The following is a 21,086-nucleotide window of genomic DNA, read 5'->3' as shown; positions in this document are numbered from 1 at the left end:
CCCCCCATAGGCCTCCCGCCTCCACCTCCGCGGCCGCCGCGGAGGGCAGGGCAGACCTGAACTAGGATCCACGTGTTCCGGGCGGCGGGCCGGACCAAGGAGGACCTCCATGGACAAGCTGGTGATCGTTCATCGCGGCGCGCTGCGCGCCAAGTACGGCGCGACCGCGCTCACGAAGATCGACGCGGCGTTGAAGGCGCTGGCCGCCGCGGACAAGCGGCGCGGCGTCGACACGCTGATCGTGGCGGTGGACCTGGCGTCGGCGATGAAGCCCTACAGCGTCGCGCCCGTGCCGGCTCGGCCGGACGCCAAGTCGCTCAAGGGCGTCATCGACGCGCTGGCCCATGCGCGTCTGCCGCATTACTTCGTGCTGCTGGGCGGGCCCGACGTGCTGCCGATGGTCCCGCTGAAGAACCCGGCCCATGGCGGCGAGCTCGGGGACTCGGACAAGCTGGTCCCCAGCGACCTGCCGTATGCCTGCGAGGCCGCCTACTCGACCGATCCGAACCGCTTCCTCGGGCCGACGCGCGTCGTGGGCCGGCTGCCCGACCTGCCCGGCGCGACGAAGCCCGACCTGCTGCTCCAGTTGATCCGCGCCGCCGCCCGCCACAAGGGCCTGCCGCGCGACGCCTTCGCCGACAGCTTCGGCCTGTCGGCCGAGGTGTGGCAGGGCTCGACGCGGCTGAGCCTGACCAACACCTTCGGCAATGCCGACCGACTGCACCTGTCGCCGCCCGGCGGCCCGAAGTGGACCAAGGCGGACCTGGCGCCGCGGATGCACTTCATCAACTGCCACGGCGCCGAGGACATGCCCGAGTACTACGGCCAGCGCGACGAAGACTTCCCGGTCTCGATGCGATCGCCGCTGCTGCGTGACCGCGTCACCGCCGGCACCGTGGTCGCGGCCGAGTGCTGCTACGGCGCGCAGCTCTTCGATCCGGCGCAGGCCGACGGCGACTGGCCGATGGCGCTGCGCTATCTGGCCGACGGCGCCTGCGGCTTCCTCGGCAGCACGACGGTGGCCTACGGCCCCAGCGACGGCAACGGCTCGGCCGACCTGATCTGCCAGTATTTCCTGCAACGGGTCCTGGCCGGCGCCTCGCTGGGGCGGGCCCTGCTGGAGGCTCGCCAGAAATTCGCCGGCGAGCGCACCCACCTCGATCCGATGGACCTCAAGACGCTCGGGCAGTTCTACCTGCTGGGCGACCCGTCGCTGCAGCCGGTGTCAGGGACGGGGCATGCGCTGTCGCGGACGAAGGCGTTCCGCAAGGCCTTCGCCTCGGTCGAGGATCGCGGCGTGCGTGGCCTGCGGCGCGAGCGGCTCGAGCGCGAGGGGCGCAACCTGGCGCGTTCGTTGCCCCGTCTTCAGTCCACCGACGCCGCGCCCGCCAAGGCCGTCGCCGACGCCGTGCGGCCGATGCTCAAGGAGTCCGGCATCGACGCCGACCACTGCGTTCCCATCAGCTACCGCATCGCCGGCGCGCCGGGCCATCGAACGATCCACGTCTACAAGGGCTGGGTCGATCGCCGGCTGCTGGCGCTGATCGCCACCGAACAGGACGGCCGCCTCCTGCACGTGAGACGCATGCATGCCCGCTGACCTCGACGAATCGACCGCCCCCGCCCCCACGGAGCAACTGCGCGGCCGCCTGTGCCGCGAGCGCGTCGACGCGGGCAGCAAGAGCGAGCGCCAGGCCTTGCTGCTCGCGGTGGCCGGCGGCGAACGCGTCGCGTTGCGCCGCGCCGGCGCCAATCCCTTCCGCGATCCGGAGCTGGAGGCGCTGGAGGGTCAGGTCTTGATCGTCGAAGGCGAACGCCGCGCGCGTTATTTCCTGGTGCGCCACTACACCGTTTGCGCCGACGATGGCGGGTCGCCGGGGTGATTTCCTCTCTCGCGCGCGGCTACCGGGAGCGAAATCTGCCGGAAGCGGGCGCATGGCCCGCGCATTGGCAAAACCGCGCGCCGCGGTCGGACACCCGTCGGGGCGACTTGCCGGGGACTGCTCGACAGACGTACAACCGGACTCCGTCCCGCGCCGATGCGCTTTCTGATCCCACAAACCGACCAAAAGGAGTAACGCTCATGGCCAAGACCTCTCCCTCCGACCGCCTGCTGACCGACCTGCACCAGGTGGTGACCGACGCCGAATCGCTGCTGCGCGCCACGGCCGACCAGACGAGCGCCGGCGCCTCCGAGCTGCGTGCCCGCGTCCAGTCGACGCTGGACCGCGCCAAGTCCAGCCTGGGCGAGTTCCAGTCCGTGGCGGTCGAACGCGCGAGGGCCGCCAGCAAGGCGACCGACGACTACGTGCATGACAACCCGTGGCAATCGATCGACGTGGCGGCCGGTGTCGGCCTGCTGATCGGGCTGCTGCTCAGCCGCAAGTAAGCCGCAAGGCGATCGACGACGGCGCTCGCGCCGCCGTCGATCGGCGACCGCCGTCAGTCGTCGCGGTCCAACGACCGCCGGCTCCAGGGTGGCCGTTCAGCGGCCGCTGCTGGCTGGCGCCGCGCAAGGCGCCGCCAATACCGTCACCGCGGTCGTCGCGGGCGGATCCGTTTCCCAGGACTTGGGCGCGGCCAGCCAGCGATCCAGTTCGTCCGCCGGCATGGGCTTGGCGAAAAGCCAGCCCTGACCCTCATGGCAACCCAGCGCCAGCAGATGCTGGCGTTGTTCCTCGGTCTCGATGCCTTCGGCAACGACGCGCATGCCGAGGCTGCATCCCAGGTTCACCACCATCTGCGCGATCGTCGCGCCCGCGGCGGAGCTTTGCGCCTCGCGGACGAAGGCGCGGTCGATCTTGAGCCGTTCGACGTCCAACCGGCGCAACTGGCTGAGCGACGAGAACCCGGTCCCGAAGTCGTCGATCGCGACCGAGGCGCCTGTCCCGCGGATCTCCGCGAGCACGCGCAGCACGGCCGAGACCTCTTCCATCGCCATCGATTCGGTGATCTCCAGCTCCAGCGCGGCGCCGGGCACGTCAGCGTCGGCCAGCGCGCGGCGGACCGTGTCGATGAAGGCGGGATGGCGGAACTGCGCCAGCGAGATATTCACCGCGATGCGGAATTCCGAATAGCCGGCGTCGCGCAACTGGCGCACCTGACGGCAGGCGGTCCTCAGCACGAATTCGCCGATCGGGACGATCAGTCCCGACTGCTCGGCCAACGGGATGAACTGGTCGGGCGGCACGAAGCGGCCTTCGTCGGTGCGCCAGCGCAGCAGCGCCTCGGCGCCGATCACGCGGTGCGTGGCCAGCTCGACCTGCGGCTGGTAGACGACGAACAGCCGCCGCTCCTCGAAGCTGGCGCGCAGCCCCTTGAGCAGCTTGAAGCGCTCGCGCGCATCGATGCCCATTTCCGGAGAGAAGTACTGCGACGCGCCGCGGTTGCCCGCCTTGGCGCGCTTGAGCGCGATCTGCGCGTCCAGCAGCAGTTCGGACCCCAGGGCGCGCGACTGGGCCAGGCGCACCAGGCCGGTCGTCGCCGACAGCTGCAGCCGCTCGCCGGAGACGGTGAAGGGATCGTCGAAGACGCTGCCGATGCGCTGGCCGTTGACCATGTCGTCCGGCCCCAGCAGGCCGAAGGCGTTCGACGAGATGCGCGCCATCGCCGTGTTGAACCCGAGCCGCTGTGCCAGCCGCTGCGACACGGCTTGCAGCACCTGGTCGCCGAAGCGGTGACCGAAGGCATCGTTCACATCGGCGAAGTCGTCCAGGTCGATCAGCGCCAGCGTGATGCCTTCGGGCGACTTGAGGTTGTGCTCCAGCAGCTCGATGAAGCGGGTGCGGTTCGGCAGCTGCAGCAGCGGGTCGTTGTACGCCTGGTCCGTCAGCTGCGTGTAGAGCATGACGTTCTCGAAACCGACGGCGATGTTGGAGCAGAACGCGCGCAGCAGCTGGCGGTCGAGCTCGTCGAGCTCGCGCTGGACCTCGACCAGCGCCGCCATCGCACGCCCGCTGGGCAGGCCGAAGAACAAGACGGTGCAGCCGTCCTCGTACAGGTTGTGGCCCACCGACAGGCAGCGCGAGAGCAGTTCGCGGATCTTGCCGGCCGGCACCGCATGCAGCGGGCGGTTGATCAGCGAGCTGTACTGGCCGGCGGCCGCGATCACGCGGGCTTCTTCGCTGACCTCGCCGCTGTGGTGCTTGGGGGCCTGCACGCAGACCAGGCCCTCGGGCAGCGTGCCCAGCAGCGCGCACAGCTGCGTGACCACGCCCTCGGCGAAGCGGTGCAGGCCGTGCTGGCGGCCGAGCTCGGTGCTGGCCTCGACGATCATCTCCAGGCCCTGCCGGTTCGCCTCCAGCGCGCGGATCTGCCGGTACGACCGGATCGCGGCGGTCAGCACCGTGTAGAGCCGGGTGCGGGTCAGTTCCGACTTGGTCTTGTAGTCGTTGATGTCGTAGGCCTGGACCGTCTCGATCTCGGGCGCGTAGCCCGGCTGGCCGGTGCGCAGCACGATGCGCACGGCGCGCTGGCGCAGCTCCTCGCGGATGTGGCGCACCAGTTGCAGGCCGGCGTCGTCGGACTCCATGACGACGTCCAGCAGCACGACGGCGATGTCGGGTTCGTGCCCCAGCAGCGAGCGGGCCTCGGCCGCGGACTTGGCGTGAAGGAAGGCCAACGGCTGGCCCTCGACCTGCAGTCCCTGCATGGCGAGCTCGGTGGCCTTGTGGACGTCGGTGTCGTCGTCGACGATGAGCACCCGCCAGGGCTTGCGCGCCTCATCGGGCTCGTCGGCCGCGTGCTCGTGGTCATCCAGGAACTGCAGCAGGTCATCGTCTTCGACGACGGCGGAGTGCGGCGTGTGCTGGCGATCAGGCATTGAATGGACCTTGTCAGGCAGGCGGCGCGGGGTCCGCGCAACCAGGCGTTACCGCACTGTAGCCCAAGCCCTGCGGGCGGATCGGACAAAGAACGCCCTCGTTTCCCCCGATTCAGTGATAGCTTTGGCACACCGAGAGGACGGACACAGAGGAGAAACAATCGATGGAATCACGCGATCCGGGGCTGACGGAGCGGCTGCGGCGAGTGGCCGATCGGGCGCTCGAACTGGCCCGCGTGCGGCTGGAACTGCTGGGCGTGGAACTGCAGGCGGAGCTGCTGCGTCTGTTCGGCGCGCTGACCGCGCTGTTGCTGGCCTTGCTGCTTGGCGTGGCCGCCTTGCTGATGCTGGTGTTCGCCGCGCTCCTGTGGGTGCCCGACGTGTGGCGGGCGCCAGTGGGGGCGGGGCTGGGCGCGGCATTCCTGATCGGCGCCGCGGGGTGCTGGTTCTGGGCGAAGCGGCAACTCGCGGCGGGCAAGCCGTTCGCGGCGAGCGTCGCCGAACTGGCACGAGACCGGCGGGCGCTCGAGCCCGACGACGGGCCGGCAGACGGCGGAGTGCGGCCGTGATGTGGGGCGACGCACGTCAGCGGCTCCAGCTGCGGCAGCTCGAACTGCAACTGCGCAGCGCCGAGTTGCGGCTCGGCCTGCGGCACGAGGTGCAGGGGCTGGAAGGTCCGATGCGATGGGCCAACCGCGGTCATGCCCTCTATCGGTTGGCCGGCAGTCTGCCGCGACTGTGGCGGACCGTGGCGGCGCTCGCCGCGGCGGGTGGCCTGGCGGGCCTGATGCGCACGTTCCGCCGGCACGATCCGGAGGCGGCTGACAGCCCGCCGGGACGGATCGCCCGACTCTGGGCGTGGATCAGCCTGGGATGGAAGGTGTGGCAGTGGGTGAAGCCGGCGCCGCCGGCCGGGCCGTCGACCTCGTCGACGTCGCCCGACGCCGACGACTGCTGATCCGCTGCCTCAGCGCGGGCCGCGCTTGGCGCCCGCTGCTTTTGTGCCCGCTTTTGCGCTGGCTTTTGCGCCGGCCTTCGCGCCCGCCTTCGGCGCCGCGCCGCCGCCCGTCTTGACGAAGGGCGTGGCCGGCGAACGCTGCGGGGTCCGCGCCGCGCCAGTCTCGCGCGGCGGCAAGCCGGTGTGCTGGGTCAGGATCTGGCCCGAGCGCGGCTTGTTGGGCGCGACCTTCTGGCCGGCCTGCGTCGAGTTCTTGCGCCGTGCCGATTCGTAGCCGCCGTCGGTCGCCGGCTGGAAGGTCGGGATCAGGTGGTGCTTGCCGTTGCCGATCAGGTCGGCGCGGCCCATGTCCTTGAGTGTCTCGCGCAGCAGCGGCCAGTTGTTGGGGTCGTGGTAACGCAGGAAGGCCTTGTGCAGGCGCCGACGGCGCTCGCCCTTGACGATGTCGACCGGCTCGCTGTCGCGCGTCACCTTCTTCAGCGGGTTCTTGCCCGAGTGGTACATCGCCGTGGCCGTGGCCATCGGGCTCGGATAGAAGGTCTGCACCTGGTCCGCGCGGAAGCCGTTGCGCTTGAGCCAGAGGGCCAGGTTCATCATGTCCTCGTCGGCCGTGCCCGGGTGGGCCGCGATGAAGTAGGGGATGAGGAACTGCTTCTTGCCCGCCGCCGCACTGGCCTGCTCGAACAGCTGCTTGAAGCGGTCGTAGGTGCCGATGCCGGGCTTCATCATCTTCGAGAGCGGACCACCCTCGGTGTGCTCCGGCGCGATCTTCAGGTAGCCGCCGACGTGGTGGGTCACCAGTTCCTGGATGTACTCCGGCGACTCGATGGCCAGGTCGTAGCGCAGGCCCGAGCCGATCAGGATCTTCTTCACGCCGCGCAGCGCGCGGGCGCGCCGGTACAGCTTGATCAGCGGACCGTGGTCGGTGTGCAGGTTCGGGCAGATGCCCGGATAGACGCAGCTGGGCTTGCGGCAGGCGGCCTCGATCTCGGGGCTCTTGCAGCCGATGTGCCACATGTTGGCGGTCGGGCCGCCGAGGTCCGAGATGATCCCGGTGAAGCCCTTGACCTTGTCGCGGATGTCCTCGATCTCGCGGATCACCGAGTCCTCGCTGCGGCTCTGGATCACGCGCCCCTCGTGCTCGGTGATCGAGCAGAAGGTGCAGCCGCCGAAGCAGCCGCGCATGATGTTCACCGAGAAACGGATCATTTCCCACGCCGGGATCTTGGTGGCGTGGTCGTGGCTGCCGTTCTCGTCGGCGTAGACCGGATGCGGGCTGCGGGCGTAGGGCAGGTCGAAGACGTGGTCCATCTCGACCGTCGTCAGCGGGATCGGCGGCGGATTCAGCCAGACGTCACGGTCGACGCCGCCCGACGAATGCCGCTGCACCAGCGCGCGCGCGTTGCCGGGATTGGTCTCCAGGTGCAGCACGCGGTTGGCGTGGGCGTAGAGGACCGGATCGCTCTTGACCTGCTCGTAGGCCGGCAGCCGGATCACGGTGCGGTCGCGCGGCGTGACCAGCGCGCGGCCGTCGGTCTTCGACAGCGTCTGGCGGATGATCTTGATCGGCTTGATCTCGGGCATGCCCGGCTGAGGCGCAGCACCCGTCGCCGGGGCGCCGGGAGCGCCGGCGGCCTGGGCCTGTTCCTGCTGCTTCGAGCAATCGGTGCCTTGATCGGCGGCCGCTTCCTCGGTCGTCATGTAGGGACTCAGCAGCGCGTCGATCTTGCCGGGAGCGTCGACGTCGGTCGAATCGATCTCGAACCAGCCGTCCAGCGAGACCTCGTCCGGCTTGCGCATGAACGCGGTGCCGCGCACGTCGGTGATCGACTCGATCGGCTTCTTCTGCGACAGGCGGTGCGCGATCTCGATGATCGCGCGCTCGGCGTTGCCGTAGACCAGCAGGTCGGCCTTCGAGTCCACCAGGATCGAGCGCCGGACCTTGTCCTGCCAGTAGTCGTAATGCGCGATGCGGCGCAGCGAGGCCTCGATGCCGCCGATGATCACGGGGACGTCCTTGAACGCCTCCTTGCAGCGCTGCGTGTAGACCAGCGTCGCGCGGTCGGGCCGCTTGCCGGCGCCGCCGCCCGGCGTGTAGACGTCGTCCGAGCGGATCTTCCGGTCCGCCGTGTAATGGTTGATCATCGAATCCATGTTCCCGGCCGCCACGCCGAAGAACAGGTTGGGCTTGCCCAGGGCCCGGAACGCGTCCGGCGAGTGCCAGTCCGGCTGCGCGATGATCCCGACGCGGAAGCCCTGCGCCTCCAGCGTCCGTCCGATGACCGCCATGCCGAAGCTCGGGTGGTCCACGTAGGCGTCGCCGCTGACGATGATGATGTCGCAGCTGTCCCAGCCCAGTTGCGTCATCTCCTCCCGCGACATCGGCAGGAAGGGGGCGGGGCCGAACCGTTTCGCCCAGAACGGGCGGTACGAGGTCAGCGCCTTCTGGCCGGTCTTCTTCAGATCGGACAGTGGACGGGTGGGCGGAGGTGCGATGGACACGGCGGCGGCTCGGGCGTGGGCAACCGGGTATTGTCGCCGCTGACTGGGGTTCTCCCCAGGGCAGCCTGCATAAATGCAGGGCTTTCCAACGGAATAGGCGTCAGTCTCGAGGCGTGGCGGGGTCGGCGGTACGCCGGACGCCATCGGCGCCGCCATGTTCCGCATCGTCGGCCGCGTGGCCGTGACCGGGCAGGTCGTGGCCGCGGCTCGCGTGGCAGACCGGCTGCCGGCCCAGCGCGCCACGCTCGGCGGCGGTCAGCGGCGGGAAGCGGTTCGGCACCACGACCGTCAGCGAGGACAGGTAATGCTCCAGCCGGGCCTGGCCGACCACGATCAGGTCGAAGGCCTCCGGATCCAGGATCCAGTGATGCAGCAGCCCGCCGATCAGCGCCATCAGCCCGATGGCGGCCTGGTGGGCATCGACGTCCTGGGGCAGTTGGCCGAGCGCCTTGGCGCGCTCGAAGGCTTCCCGGTTGTGGGCGGTCCACTCCCGGTGGGCGGCGACCTTGCGGCCGCGGATCGACGCCATCTCGCCGACGAACTCGACACGCAGGTTGGCGATCTCGAAGGCGCGGCGGGTGCGGGCATTGAACGCCGCGCAGTGCATGACGTTCATCAATCTCAGCCGCAGATCGTCCAATGGACGGTCCGGTCCGGGGGACACCGACGCCTCGAAGTCTTCCTCCAACGGCATGGTGGCGCGTTCCATCATCGCGTTGAAGAGCTGGACCTTGTCCTCGAAGTGCCAGTACACGGCCCCGCGGGTCACGCCGGCGGCCTGCGCGATGTCCTGCAGCGAAGTGCGGGAGACGCCGCGCTCATGGAAAAGCTGTTCCGCGGCGTCGAGCAGACGGGCGCGGGTTTCCTGGGCTTCCTGTTTGGTTCGACGAGCCATGTTCCGATTGTAGGAGCACATGGCAGAAACATACATGCATGAATGTATGTATATACTGCGCCACTTTGGTCGAACCGTACCGATGCCGTACGTCGTGGCGGTAGGGCCGCGGTTTGCCCCGTCCGCCCGGCTGTTCGAGCCGGGCCGACCATCTGAATCTGCGAATCTGTACTTCGAGAGGAATCCCATCGTGATCTCTACCCCTCTGACAAGAGCAACGCCGGGGTCGGAGCGCCCGGTCCTGAAGGCCGGCGCACGCATGCTGTATCTGCTGCCGCTGGTGATTTCGATCGCGGCCGTGCTGACCGCGTGCGGCAAGGACGAAAAGGCCGCCGGTGCGCCGGGCGGCGGCATGCCGCCGGCCAACGTCGGCGTGGTGACGGTGGGTCAGCAGGCGGTGGCGCTGCAGACCGAGTTGCCGGGCCGCGTCGAGGCACTGCGCACCGCCCAGGTCCGCGCCCGGGTCAATGGCGTGATCCTCAAGCGCCTGTTCACCGAAGGCTCCGAAGTGAAGGCCGGTCAGGCACTGTTCCTGATCGATCCGGCGCCGTACCAGGCGCAGCTCGACAGCGCCAACGCCAACGTGGCCAAGGCGCAGGCCAATGAAGCCCAGGCCGCCGCGCAGGCCGCGCGCAACAAGCCGCTGGCCGACGCGAAGGCGATCAGCCAGCAGGAATACATCACCTCGGTCGCGACCGCCAAGGCCGCCGCGGCCGACGTGGCCGCCGCCAAGGCGGCCGCGGTGACGGCCAAGCTGAGCCTGGACTACGCCCATGTCTACGCTCCGATCGCCGGCCGCATCGGCCGCGCGCTGGTGACGGAAGGCGCGCTGGTCGGCGCGTCGGACGCCACGCAGCTCGCGCTGATCCAGCAGGTCAGCAGCGTCTACGTGAACTTCACGCAGTCGGCCAACGAGGTGCAGGCGATGCGCCGCGCGCTGGCGGCCGGCCAGCTCCGCAGCGCGGGCACGAACGCCGCACAGGTGGAGATCGTCGGCGACGACGGCACCGTGCTCCCGCGAACCGGCAAGCTGCTGTTCACGGACCTGACGGTCGATCCGACCTCGGGCCAGGTCACGCTGCGCGCCGAAGTGCCGAACCCCGACAGCGCCCTGCTGCCCGGCCAGTACGTCCGCGTGCGCGTGGCGCAGGCGGAGCTGCCGTCGGCGATCCTGCTGCCGCAGCAGGCGGTGACGCGCGGCTCGACCGGCGACACCGTGCTGGTGGTCGGACCCGACAACAAGCCCGCGCCGCGCAAGGTCAAGATCGGCAATGCCATCGGCAACCAGTGGGTGGTGCTCGACGGCCTGAAGGCCGGCGAGAAGGTCATCGCCGACGGCTTCCAGAAGATGTTCGTGCCGGGCGCGCCGGTCAATCCGGTGCCGTTCAACCCGGCCAGCGCCGCTTCCGGCGCAGCGCCCGCGGCCTCGGCCGCGGCGAGCCGCTGAGCGCCTGACGCTCAGGAAGGATCCAAGACATGGCACGTTTCTTCATTGATCGCCCCATCTTCGCGTGGGTGATCGCCTTGTTCATCCTGGTCTTCGGCGGGGTGGCGATCACCCAGCTGCCGGTGGCGCAGTACCCGACCGTGGCGCCGCCCTCGCTGGTGATCTCGGTGGCGTATCCCGGCGCCTCGGCCAAGACGCTGGACGAGGCGGTCGTTTCCGTCATCGAGCAGGAGCTCAACGGCGCGCCCGGACTGGCCTACATGGAATCGATCAGCCAGGCCAACGGCACCGGCTCGATCACGGTCACTTTCGAATCGGGCACCAACATCGACCTGGCGCAGGTCGAGATCCAGAATCGCCTCTCGCGCGCCACGCCGCGCCTGCCGGCGGCGGTCACGCAGCAGGGCGTGCGCGTCGACAAGTCGCGTTCGAACTTCCTGCTGTTCGTGACGATGGCGTCCAAGGACGGCTCGATGGACCCGATCGCGCTGGGCGACTACGCCGCCCGCAACATCGTTCCTGAAATCCAGCGCATCCCCGGCGTCGGCCAGGCCCAGCTGTTCGGGTCCGAGCGCGCGATGCGCATCTGGCTGGATCCGGCCAAGATGCAGTCGTACAACCTCAGCCCCGCCGAGGTGAGCGCGGCCGTCGGCGCGCAGAACGCGCTGGTGCCGGCCGGCGTGCTGGGCGACCGCCCGAACACCTCCAGCCAGACCATGTCCGCGACCATCGTCGTGAAGGGTCAGCTCGAGGACAAGGCGCAGTTCGAGAAGATCGTGCTGCGCGCCAACACCGACGGCTCCAAGGTGCTGCTGAAGGACGTCGCCCGCATCGAGCTGGGCGGCCAGAGCTACGCCACCTACACGCGCCTGAACGGCCAGCCCTCGACCGGCATCGGCGTGCAGCTGTCGCCCACCGGCAATGCGCTGGGCACCGCCAACGCGATCAAGAAGCGGATGGAGGAGCTGCAGAAGTTCTTCCCCGCCGGGGTCGTCTACACGGTCCCGTACGACTCGTCGAAGTTCGTGAAGATCTCGATCTCCCAGGTGGTCGAGACCCTGATCGAGGCGATCGTGCTGGTGTTCCTGGTGATGTACCTGTTCCTGCAGGACTGGCGCTACACGCTGATCCCCACGCTGGTGGTGCCGGTGGCGCTGCTCGGCACCTTCGGGGTGATGCTGTCGCTGGGCTTCTCGATCAACGTGCTGACCTTGTTCGGCATGGTGCTCGCGATCGGCATCCTGGTCGACGATGCGATCGTCGTCGTCGAGAACGTCGAGCGCATCATGAGCGAGGAGGGCCTGTCGCCCCGTGAAGCGACGAAGAAGGCGATGGGCCAGATCTCCGGCGCCATCATCGGCATCACCACGGTGCTGATCGCGGTGTTCGTGCCGATGGCGTTCTTCTCGGGCTCGGTGGGCAACATCTACCGCCAGTTCTCGCTGGCGATGGTGGCGTCGATGGCGCTGTCGGCGCTGATGGCGCTGTCGCTGACGCCGGCCTTGTGCGCCACGCTGCTCAAGCCGGTCGAGGCCGGCCACCACCACGAGAAGCGCGGCTTCTTCGGCTGGTTCAACCGCGGCTTCTCCCGCACCGCCAAGGGCTACGAAGGCTGGGTGTCCAGGCTGCTCAAGCGCGGCGGCATCATGATGGTGGCGTTCGCCGCGATCGTGGCCGTCGTCGGCTGGCTGTACATCCGCATGCCGACCTCGTTCCTGCCCAACGAAGACCAGGGTTACCTGATCGTCAACGTGCAGCTGCCGCCGGGCGCGACGTCCAACCGGACCGAGCAGGCCGTCGCCGCCGTCGAGAGCTTCCTGCACAAGCAGCCGGAAGTGGCCGACACGATCGGCGTGATCGGCTTCTCCTTCTCGGGCCAGGGCCAGAACGCCGCGCTGGTGTTCGTGCCGCTGAAGCCGTGGGAGGAGCGCGGCGGCAAGGAGCACAGCGCGCAGGCGCTGGCCGGCCGCGTGATGGGCGCGATGATGGTGGGCGTGCGCGACGCGTTCATCTTCCCGCTGTCGCCGCCCCCGATCCCGGAACTGGGCACGGCCACCGGCTTCGCGCTGCGCCTGCAGGACCGCGGCGGCCTCGGCCACGAGGCGCTGCTCAACGCGCGCAACCAGCTGATGGGCATGGCGCAGAAGAGCCAGCTGATCACCGGCATGCGGCCGGACGGCCTGGAAGACGCGCCGCAGCTGCAGATCGACATCGACCGCGAGAAGGCGCAGGCGCTGGGCATCGGTTACGACACGATCGCGCGCACGCTGGGCATCCAGCTGGGCTCGACCTACGTCAACGACTTCCCGAGCAGCGGCCGCATGCAGCGTGTCGTGGTGCAGGCCGATGCGCCCAAGCGCATGACGCCGGAAGACGTGCTGTCCATCAACGTGACCAACGCGCAGGGCGCCAACGTCCCGCTGTCGGCCTTCGCGTCGAGCCACTGGATCACCGGCCAGATGCAGGCCACCCGCTACAACGGCTATCCGGCGATGCGCCTGGCCGGCGACGCGGCGGCCGGCGCCTCGACGGGTCAGGCGATGAAGGAACTCGAGTCCATGATCGCCAAGCTCCCGCCCGGCATCGGGTACGAGTGGACGGGCCTGTCGCGCGAGGAACAGCTGTCGGGCTCGCAGGCCGGCATCCTGCTGGCGTTCTCGCTGCTGGCGGTGTTCCTCTGCCTGGCGGCGCTGTATGAGAGCTGGTCGATCCCGCTGTCGGTGATGCTGGTGGTGCCGCTCGGTCTGCTGGGCGCGCTGCTGGGCGCCACCTTCCGGGAGATGCCCAACGACGTGTACTTCAAGGTCGGCCTGATCACGATCATCGGCCTCTCGGCGAAGAACGCGATCCTGATCATCGAGTTCGCGAAGGACCTGCAGGCGCAGGGCAAGGGGCTGGTCGAGTCGATCCTCGAGGCGGCGCACCTGCGCTTCCGTCCGATCATCATGACCTCGCTGGCCTTCATCCTGGGCGTCACGCCGCTGTTCTTCGCGAGCGGCGCGGGCTCGGCGAGCCAGCGCGCCATCGGCACCGGCGTGCTGTCGGGCATGGTCACCGCGACCTTGCTGGCGGTGGTGTTCGTGCCGGTGTTCTTCCTGGTCGTGCGCCGCTTCTTCAAGGGCAGCGACCGCCAGAACAAGCTGTACGCCCACGAACTGGACGGTCCGGATCCGACCAAGGCCATCGCGGCCGCCAAGAACGCGGACGGAGTCTGAGCATGATGAAGAGCAAACTTTCCGTGATGGCCGCCGCGGCCGCGACCGTGGCGCTGCTGACCGGCTGCGTGAACCTCGCGCCGGACCACAAGCGTCCGGACGCGCCGGTGGCGCCGCAGTGGCCGCAAGGCCCGGGCGCCGAGTCGACCGACGCCAAGGCGGCGACCGAGCTGCAATGGCAGCAGTTCTTCCGTGACGAGCGGCTCAAGCAGTTGATCGACCTCGCGTTGAAGAACAACCGCGACCTGCGCATCGCGCTGCTGAACGTCGACGTCGCACGGGCGCAGGCCAACGTCACGGCGGCGAGCCGCTGGCCGACGGTCAACGCCGGGCTCTCGGCGTCGCGCGGCCCGCAGACCACGTCCAACGGCGACAGCCGCATCGTCAACGCCTACCAGGCGGGTCTGCAGATCACCTCGTACGAGATCGACCTGTTCAGCCGCGTCAAGAACCAGAGTGCCGCGTCCTTCGCGCAGTACCTGGCAACGGGCGAGGCGGCGCGGTCGGCGCAGATCAGCCTGGTGGCCGGCGTCGCGTCGGCCTACCTGGCGGTGCAGGCCGACGAGGAGCTGCTGGCGCTGACGCGCCAGACGCTGTCGACGCGCGAGGACAGCCTGAAGCTGATGCAGCTGAAGTTCGACAACGGTGCCGCGTCCAACCTCGACCTGAGCACGGCGAAGTCGTCGTACGAATCGGCGCGTGCCACCTTGGCCCAGGCCGAGCGCACGCGCCAGCAGGACCTGAACGCGTTGACGCTGCTGGTGGGGCAGGGGGTGCCGGATTCGCTGCCGCAGTCCAGGCCGCTGAGCGACCAGACCATGGGTGCGCTGCTGGCGGGCATGCCGTCGCAGGTGCTGGTGGGCCGGCCTGACGTGGTCCAGGCGGAGCAGCAGCTGGTGGCGGCCGAAGCCAACATCGGCGTTGCGCGGGCGGCCTACTTCCCGAGCATCACGCTGACGAGCAGCGTGGGCACGGCGAGCAGCGCATTGCGTGACCTGTTCAGCCAGAGCGCGTGGAGCATCGCGGGTTCGGCGCTGATGCCGATCTTCGACGCGGGGCGCGTGCGCAACAACGTCGATGCGGCCAAGGCCAACCGCGAGATCGCGGTCGCCCAGTACGAGAAGGTCGTGCAGACGGCGTTCCGCGAAGTGGCCGATGCCTTGGCCGGCCGCGCGACGCTCGACGAGCAACTGCGCGCGCAGGATGCGCAGGCGGCCGCGGAAGCGACCCGTCTGGAGCTGGTCGACCTGAGCTTCCGCAACGGTGCGGCGTCGAGCCTGGATCTGCTGGACGCGCAACGCGCGACCTTCGCTGCTCAACAGGCGGCGCTGCAGGTGCGCCTCGCGCAACTGCAGAACCAGGTCCAGCTCTACAAGGTGCTGGGCGGCGGGGTGTCGAGCGGAGCCGTGGTCAGCCAGTGATGGTGGGGCCGGAATGATGCGAGGGGTTCCCGGAGGGATGCCCCTTGCGTCGTGGAGAGCCCGCGCTTGGCGTGCCGACCGACAGCGTCCTGGCGATCAGCGCAGGCGCTTGATCAAGCTCGACGTATCGAACCGGTTCCCGCCCATCTCCTGCACATCCGCATAGAACTGGTCGACCAGCGCCGTCAGCGGCAACCGGGCGCCATTGCGGCGGGCTTCGTCGAGCACCAGTCCGAGGTCCTTGCGCATCCAGTCCACGGCGAAGCCGAAGTCGAACTTGTCTTCGACCATGGTCTTGCCGCGGTTGTCCATCTGCCAGCTCTGCGCGGCGCCCTTGCCGATGACGTCGAGCACCAGCGGCATGGGCAGGCCGCTCTTCTGTCCGAAGGCGATGGCTTCCGACAGTCCCTGGACGATGCCGGCGATGCAGATCTGGTTGACCATCTTGGCGAGCTGTCCGGCGCCGGCGTCGCCGACGCGGGTGACCGCCTTGGCGAAGTGGATCGCGTAGGGGCGGATCTTGTCGAACACGGCCTCATCGCCGCCACACATGACGGTCAGCGCGCCGTTGACCGCGCCGGCCTGTCCACCGGAGACGGGGGCGTCGATGAAGTGGAGGCCGAGCTTCCCTGCTTCGGCGAAGAGCTCGCGGGCGACCTCGGCCGAGGCGGTCGTGTGGTCGACGAAGACCGTGCCGGGCTTCATGCCGGCGAAGGCGCCGTCGGGGCCCAGCACGACCGAGCGCAGGTCGGCGTCATTGCCGACGCAGCAGAAGACGATGTCCGCGTCCTTGGCTGCTTCACGCGGCGTCGCGGCGGATTGGCCGCCGAACTCGGAGGTCCAGGCTTGCGCCTTCGCGGGCGACCGGTTGTAGACCGTGACCTGCTGGCCGGCCTTGGCCAGATGGCCTGCCATCGGGAAGCCCATCACGCCGAGTCCCAGGAAGGACACGCGGAGGGACGGAGTCGATTCGTACGAACGCTGGCCGATGCTGCTCATGGAAGGACCTGTCACGGGGTGTTGAAGACCGCGTGATTGTGGCCCTTCCATCGGGCTCGGAACGCTTCAGACGATGGTCAGATGCTCGGTGCCCGACGACAGATCGCCGCTGCGCGCCCGCTCGCTGTTGAGCTTGATCTGCAGGCGCAGGTCGTTCACGGAGTCGGCGTTGCGCAGCGCGTCCTCGTAGGTCACCTTGCCCATCTCGTAGAGATCGAACAGCGCCTGGTCGAAGGTCTGCATGCCGAGCTCGCGCGAGCGCTTCATGATCTCCTTGATCTCGCCCACCTCACCCTTGAAGATCAGGTCGCTGATCAGCGGCGTGTTCAGCAGGATCTCGACCGCGGCGACCCGGCCCTTGCCTTCCTGGCGCGGCAGCAGCCGCTGCGACACCAGCGCCTTCAGGTTGAGCGACAGGTCCATCAGCAGCTGCGCGCGCCGCTCTTCCGGGAAGAAGTTGATGATCCGGTCCAGCGCCTGGTTGGCGCTGTTGGCGTGCAGCGTGGCCATGCACAGGTGACCCGTTTCAGCGAAGGCCACCGCGTGCTCCATCGTCTCGCGGTCGCGGATCTCGCCCATCAGGATCACGTCCGGCGCCTGGCGCAGCGTGTTCTTCAGCGCCTGCTCCCAGCCTTCGGTGTCGAGGCCGACCTCGCGCTGGCTGACGATGCAGTTCTTGTGCGGGTGCACGAACTCGACCGGGTCCTCGATCGTGATGATGTGGCCGTAGGTCGTCTGGTTGCGGTGGTCCACCATCGCCGCCAGCGAGGTGCTCTTGCCCGAACCGGTCGCGCCCACCAGGATCACCAGGCCGCGCTTGGTCTGCACCACGTCCTTGAGGATGTGCGGCAGTTCCAGCGACTCGACGGTTGGCAGCGTCTGCGGGATCGTCCGCAGCACCAGCGCCACGTGGCCCTGCTGGATGTAGGCGTTGACGCGGAAGCGGCCGATGCCTTGCGGCGAGATCGCGAAGTTGCACTCCTTGGTGCGTTCGAAATCGGCGGCCTGCTTGTCGTTCATGATGGCCCGCGCCAGCTGCAGCGTGTGCTGGCCGGTCAGCGGTTGCGGCGACACCTTGGTCACCTTGCCGTCGACCTTGACCGCCGGCGGGAACTCCGCCGTCAGGAACAGGTCGGAGCCCTTGCGCGACACCATCAGGCGAAGCAGGTCGTTGATGAACTTGGTGGCCTGATCGCGTTCCATGGCGGCGTCCTGTCCTGTGTGCCGGGGCGTGGCGGTCACCCGCCCGCACCCGGTCGATTTGTCGTTGTGGTGGCGGCCGGCCCGCTCAGCCCGGGAAGTTCTCAGGCATCTTGGCCTTCGCGCGAGCCTCGGCCGGCGAGATGATGTTGCGGCGGACCAAGTCGGTGAGGTTCTGGTCCAGCGTCTGCATGCCCAGGTTGTTGCCCGTCTGGATCGACGAGTACATCTGCGCGACCTTGTTCTCCCGGATCAGGTTCCGGATCGCCGAGGTGCCCAGCATGATCTCGTGCGCCGCGACCCGGCCGTTGCCGTCCTTGGTCTTGCACAGCGTCTGCGAGATCACCGCCTGCAGCGATTCGGACAGCATGGCGCGGACCATGTCCTTCTCGGCGGCGGGGAAGACGTCGACGATCCGGTCCACCGTCTTGGCGGCCGACGACGTGTGCAACGTGCCGAAGACCAGGTGGCCCGTTTCCGCGGCGGTCAGCGCCAGGCGGATGGTTTCCAGGTCGCGCATTTCGCCGACCAGGATGCAGTCCGGGTCCTCGCGCAGCGCCGAGCGCAGCGCGTTGGAGAAGCTCAGCGTCTGCGGACCCACCTCGCGCTGGTTGACCAGGCACTTCTTGGATTCGTGGACGAATTCGATCGGGTCCTCGACGGTCAGGATGTGGCCGTACTCGTTCTCGTTGAGGTGGTTGACCATCGCGGCCAGCGTCGTGCTCTTGCCCGAACCGGTCGGTCCCGTCACCAGCACCATGCCGCGGGGCTTCATCGCCAGCTCGGTGAACACCTTCGGGCAGTTCAGCTGCTCGAGCGTCAGGATCTTGCTCGGAATCGTCCGGAACACCGCCCCGGCGCCGCGGTTGTGGTTGAACGCGTTGACGCGGAAGCGCGCCAGGCCCTGGATCTCGAACGAGAAGTCGACTTCCAGCGTCTCCTCGTAGGCCTTGCGCTGGGCGTCGCTCATGATGTCGTAGACCATGTCGTGCACCTGTCGGTGCTCGAGCGCTTCGACGTTGATGCGGCGCACGTCGCCATGGACGCGGATCATGGGGGGCAGCCCGGCGGACAAGTGAAGGTCGGAGGCCTTGTTCTTGACCGAGAATGCCAGCAGTTGGGTGATGTCCATGGGATGAGGAAAAGCGTGGGCGATTATGGCGACGATCTCCGAGAACATACAACAGCTCCATGGCCGCATTGAGAGGGCTTGCCAGCAGGCGTCGCGGCCTGTCGACAGCGTCACGCTGCTGGTGGTAACAAAGACTTTCCCGGCCCCGGATGTGAGAGAGGCCTTCGAGGCGGGGGAGCGCCGCTTCGGCGAGAACTACGTCCAGGAGGGCGTCGACAAGATCGACGCCCTGGCCGATCTGCGCGGACAGGTCGAATGGCACCTGATCGGCCCGCTGCAGAGCAACAAGACCCGCGTCGTGGCCGAGCGCTTCGACTGGGTGCATGGCGTGGACCGCCTCAAGATCGCCCAGCGGCTGGCGGAACAGCGGCCCAAGGACCTGCCGCCCCTGAACGTCTGCCTGCAGGTCAACATCAGCGGCGAGGACAGCAAGAGCGGCCTGGCGCCGGCGGAAGTCGCCGACGTGGCCCGGGCCGTTGCCGCGCTGCCGGCGCTGCGGCTGCGGGGGTTGATGGCCATCCCCGAGCCGGCGGCCACGCTGGAGGATCAGCGCCGGCCGCACCGCGCGCTCGCCGGGTTGATGGCCACGTTGAACCGGGCCCTCGGCCTGGGCCTGGACACGCTCAGCATGGGCATGAGCGCCGATATGGACGCCGCGATCCTCGAGGGCGCCACGATGGTGCGCGTCGGCTCGGCGATCTTCGGCGCGCGTCCCAGACCGGAGCCTCCGTCCGATCCGTCTCCCCCGGCGGCCTGAATGGATGCGCCGCAGCGCCCCGCAGAGCTGGTACCCCAGACGCCGGGCAGCCTGTCTGTCCGGGCGCTGTGGCGCGAGGGGCGTACGGCGGAGCGCGCGTGGCTGCTCGGCGGCTGGCTCGCGACGATCGCCGCGTGCGTCGTGCTCGGACTCGTCACGATCCGCGAAGGCTGGTCCGGCATCCCGGTCGACCTCGGCGGCGCCAACGCGTTCCTGACCTTCTATCCCCCGGTTCCGTTGTGCCTGTGGTGGACGCTGTGCTTCGGCTGGCGGTGGGGGGCCGTGCCGGCCTGGCTGGCGACTTTCGTCCTGGCGCTGGCCGCCGGCATGACGACGCCCTGGGCGGCACTGTTCGCCTGCGCCAACCCGCTGGGGCTGGGCGTGCTGGCGCTGGGCTACCGTGCCGTCGACGCCCCGCGCGGGCTGGGCAGCCTGCGCGCCTGGCTGTTCTTCGTGCCGCTGTGCTTCGTCGCGGCGGTGTTCAGCTCCTCGGGCGCGCTGATCTGGAACTTCAGCCACGACCTCCCCGCGCATCGCCAGCTGCCGATCTGGCAAGGCTGGTGGCTGGGCGCGTTCCTGCAGAGCGTCCTGCTCGGCGGACCCTTGATGGCGCTGACCTGGCCCCGCCTGTCACGGTGGATCGCGGCGCGGCCGGTGCTATTCACGCCGCCACCCACCGGCCGGCGGGCGATGGGCCTGGGCCTGCTGTTCTCGATCGTGCTGGCGGTGCAGGGCTACGGCCTGGTCAGTCTCGGGCTGGGCTCGCTGCAGCTCCGGACCGCGCTGGGCAGCCACGATTGGGCGAAGCTGGATGAAGCCTCCCGAGTCATGCTCAGCACGGCCTGGGTGTTCTTCTGGGTCTTCACGCTGATCGTGCTGTTCGTCGCCCAGTTCGGCTACCAGGCGCTCTCTCGCTGGCTGCGCTCGACCGAGGCGCTCGTGACGCAACTGGCGCGGGTGAACGCGGAACTGGAGCAGCGCTCGCGCACCGACGGGCTCACCGGCCTGGCCAACCGCATGGCGACGGAGGAGGGCCTGCGCGCCTTGCTGCGCACGGTGCGGCGCTACCGGACGCCGTCCGCGCTGCTCATGCTCGATATCGACCACTTCAAGCAGGTCAACGATCGTCACGGCCACGCGGCCGGGGACGCAGTGATCCGTTCGTTGGCGCAGGTGCTGAAGGCATCCTCGCGCGACGTGGATCTGCCCGGGCGTTTCGGCGGAGAGGAATTCGTCATCGGGCTCGCCCACACGGACCTGCCCGGCGCTCGCCGTTTCGCGGAACGGCTGCGCGAGCGCATCGCGGCCACGCCGGTGGCGATCGACCCGAAGGATGGCGGCGCGGCGTCGGTCGCGTACACCGTCAGCATCGGCGTCACCGTGCTGCGCGACAGCGATCCGGGCATCGAGGACGTGCTGCGTCGCGCGGACGCGGCGATGTACCGGGCGAAGGAGGGCGGGCGCAATCGTGTCGAGGTCCTCGACACGGACGCCGCATCGATGCCCGAGGCGCCGCCGCCGACGTCAGGCAAGGCCTGACCCTTGCCGGACCCGGACGCCCGCGGTTACTGCGCGGGTACGTGCTCCGCGCCGACGTCCTGCGCAGGAATATGCAGGAATCATGAAACCCCGCCGAGCGGCTCATTAGGGCTTCTACCAAGTGGTTCGGACGGCCGTTTTCATTCAGTTGCAAGTGACGCGTCAGAATTCACGGGGCCTCGAACAGGCCATGGATTCC

The 21,086-nt window shown here is 68.9% G+C and carries 16 protein-coding genes; 10 read left to right on the top strand and 6 right to left on the bottom strand.

What is annotated here, in order from left to right; all coding sequences use genetic code 11:
* Window positions 1-109: 109 nt before the first annotated feature.
* The 3 genes from AC07PR_RS18930 (at window position 110) to AC07PR_RS18920 (ending at window position 2,389) form a co-directional block, all read left to right on the top strand.
* Window positions 110-1,600 carry a C25 family cysteine peptidase gene (locus tag AC07PR_RS18930; RefSeq protein ID WP_495136182.1) on the top strand — a complete coding sequence of 497 codons (1,491 nt, stop codon included), beginning with the start codon at window positions 110-112 and terminating at the stop codon, window positions 1,598-1,600.
* Entirely contained in the window at window positions 1,590-1,883 is a 294-nt protein-coding gene (locus AC07PR_RS18925) for a hypothetical protein (protein WP_431100293.1), read from the top strand. The genes AC07PR_RS18930 and AC07PR_RS18925 overlap by 11 nt, the downstream gene beginning before the upstream one ends.
* A 200-nt stretch (window positions 1,884-2,083) precedes the next feature.
* Window positions 2,084-2,389: an ElaB/YgaM/YqjD family protein gene (locus AC07PR_RS18920; protein ID WP_495136181.1), complete on the top strand. Its 306-nt coding sequence runs from the start codon at window positions 2,084-2,086 to the stop codon at window positions 2,387-2,389.
* A gap of 96 nt (window positions 2,390-2,485) precedes the next feature.
* Here the strand turns inward: AC07PR_RS18920 and AC07PR_RS18915 are convergent, their stop codons facing one another.
* On the bottom strand, window positions 2,486-4,822 hold the full coding sequence (locus AC07PR_RS18915; protein ID WP_377159983.1) for a GGDEF/EAL domain-containing response regulator: 2,337 nt from the start codon (window positions 4,820-4,822) through the stop codon (window positions 2,486-2,488).
* 164 nt (window positions 4,823-4,986) lie between these two features.
* Here AC07PR_RS18915 and AC07PR_RS18910 point away from each other — a divergent pair, with 164 nt between their 5' ends.
* Window positions 4,987-5,391 carry a phage holin family protein gene (locus tag AC07PR_RS18910; RefSeq protein WP_495136180.1) on the top strand — a complete coding sequence of 135 codons (405 nt, stop codon included), beginning with the start codon at window positions 4,987-4,989 and terminating at the stop codon, window positions 5,389-5,391.
* On the top strand, window positions 5,391-5,780 hold the full coding sequence (locus AC07PR_RS18905; protein WP_495136179.1) for a hypothetical protein: 390 nt from the start codon (window positions 5,391-5,393) through the stop codon (window positions 5,778-5,780). The genes AC07PR_RS18910 and AC07PR_RS18905 overlap by 1 nt, the downstream gene beginning before the upstream one ends.
* Window positions 5,781-5,789: 9 nt before the next feature.
* On the opposite strand, the gene AC07PR_RS18900 is transcribed toward AC07PR_RS18905, so the two are convergent.
* Together AC07PR_RS18900 and AC07PR_RS18895 are read right to left on the bottom strand one after the other, a co-directional pair.
* Window positions 5,790-8,282, bottom strand: a complete 2,493-nt coding sequence (locus AC07PR_RS18900) for a YgiQ family radical SAM protein (protein ID WP_495136178.1) — start codon at window positions 8,280-8,282, stop codon at window positions 5,790-5,792.
* Between the two features lie 100 nt (window positions 8,283-8,382).
* A complete protein-coding gene (locus AC07PR_RS18895; protein WP_495136177.1) occupies window positions 8,383-9,177 on the bottom strand; it encodes a TetR family transcriptional regulator in 795 nt (264 codons plus the stop codon).
* Window positions 9,178-9,436: 259 nt separating this feature from the next.
* Between AC07PR_RS18895 and AC07PR_RS18890 the strand changes: the two genes are divergently transcribed.
* Genes AC07PR_RS18890 through AC07PR_RS18880 form a run of 3 tightly spaced genes read left to right on the top strand, consistent with a single transcriptional unit; the run spans window position 9,437 to window position 15,260 of the window.
* Window positions 9,437-10,624, top strand: a complete 1,188-nt coding sequence (locus AC07PR_RS18890; RefSeq protein WP_377161718.1) for an efflux RND transporter periplasmic adaptor subunit — start codon at window positions 9,437-9,439, stop codon at window positions 10,622-10,624.
* A 29-nt stretch (window positions 10,625-10,653) separates the two neighbouring features.
* Window positions 10,654-13,839, top strand: coding sequence for an efflux RND transporter permease subunit (locus tag AC07PR_RS18885; protein ID WP_483107891.1), 3,186 nt, complete (start codon window positions 10,654-10,656; stop codon window positions 13,837-13,839).
* Between the two features lie 2 nt (window positions 13,840-13,841).
* A complete protein-coding gene (locus tag AC07PR_RS18880; protein ID WP_483107890.1) occupies window positions 13,842-15,260 on the top strand; it encodes an efflux transporter outer membrane subunit in 1,419 nt (472 codons plus the stop codon).
* Window positions 15,261-15,356: 96 nt separating this feature from the next.
* Here the strand turns inward: AC07PR_RS18880 and AC07PR_RS18875 are convergent, their stop codons facing one another.
* The 3 genes from AC07PR_RS18875 to AC07PR_RS18865 all read right to left on the bottom strand — a co-directional run bounded on the left by AC07PR_RS18875 (window position 15,357) and on the right by AC07PR_RS18865 (window position 18,591).
* Window positions 15,357-16,259, bottom strand: coding sequence for an NAD(P)-dependent oxidoreductase (locus AC07PR_RS18875; protein ID WP_495136176.1), 903 nt, complete (start codon window positions 16,257-16,259; stop codon window positions 15,357-15,359).
* Between the two features lie 66 nt (window positions 16,260-16,325).
* On the bottom strand, window positions 16,326-17,462 hold the full coding sequence (locus tag AC07PR_RS18870; RefSeq protein WP_483107888.1) for a PilT/PilU family type 4a pilus ATPase: 1,137 nt from the start codon (window positions 17,460-17,462) through the stop codon (window positions 16,326-16,328).
* 85 nt (window positions 17,463-17,547) lie between these two features.
* Complete coding sequence (locus tag AC07PR_RS18865; RefSeq protein WP_377159998.1) at window positions 17,548-18,591, bottom strand: type IV pilus twitching motility protein PilT; 1,044 nt, start codon at window positions 18,589-18,591, stop codon at window positions 17,548-17,550.
* Window positions 18,592-18,616: 25 nt separating this feature from the next.
* Here AC07PR_RS18865 and AC07PR_RS18860 point away from each other — a divergent pair, with 25 nt between their 5' ends.
* Both AC07PR_RS18860 and AC07PR_RS18855 read left to right on the top strand, forming a co-directional pair.
* Complete coding sequence (locus AC07PR_RS18860; RefSeq protein ID WP_495136175.1) at window positions 18,617-19,348, top strand: YggS family pyridoxal phosphate-dependent enzyme; 732 nt, start codon at window positions 18,617-18,619, stop codon at window positions 19,346-19,348.
* Window positions 19,349-20,887, top strand: a complete 1,539-nt coding sequence (locus AC07PR_RS18855) for a sensor domain-containing diguanylate cyclase (protein ID WP_495136174.1) — start codon at window positions 19,349-19,351, stop codon at window positions 20,885-20,887. It begins immediately after the preceding gene.
* Window positions 20,888-21,086: the final 199 nt, after the last annotated feature.

Source organism: Roseateles sp. GW821-FHT09H11, assembly GCF_059415845.1.
Note: the sequence above shows the minus strand (reverse complement) of the source record. Positions and strands in the feature narration are given on the sequence as shown.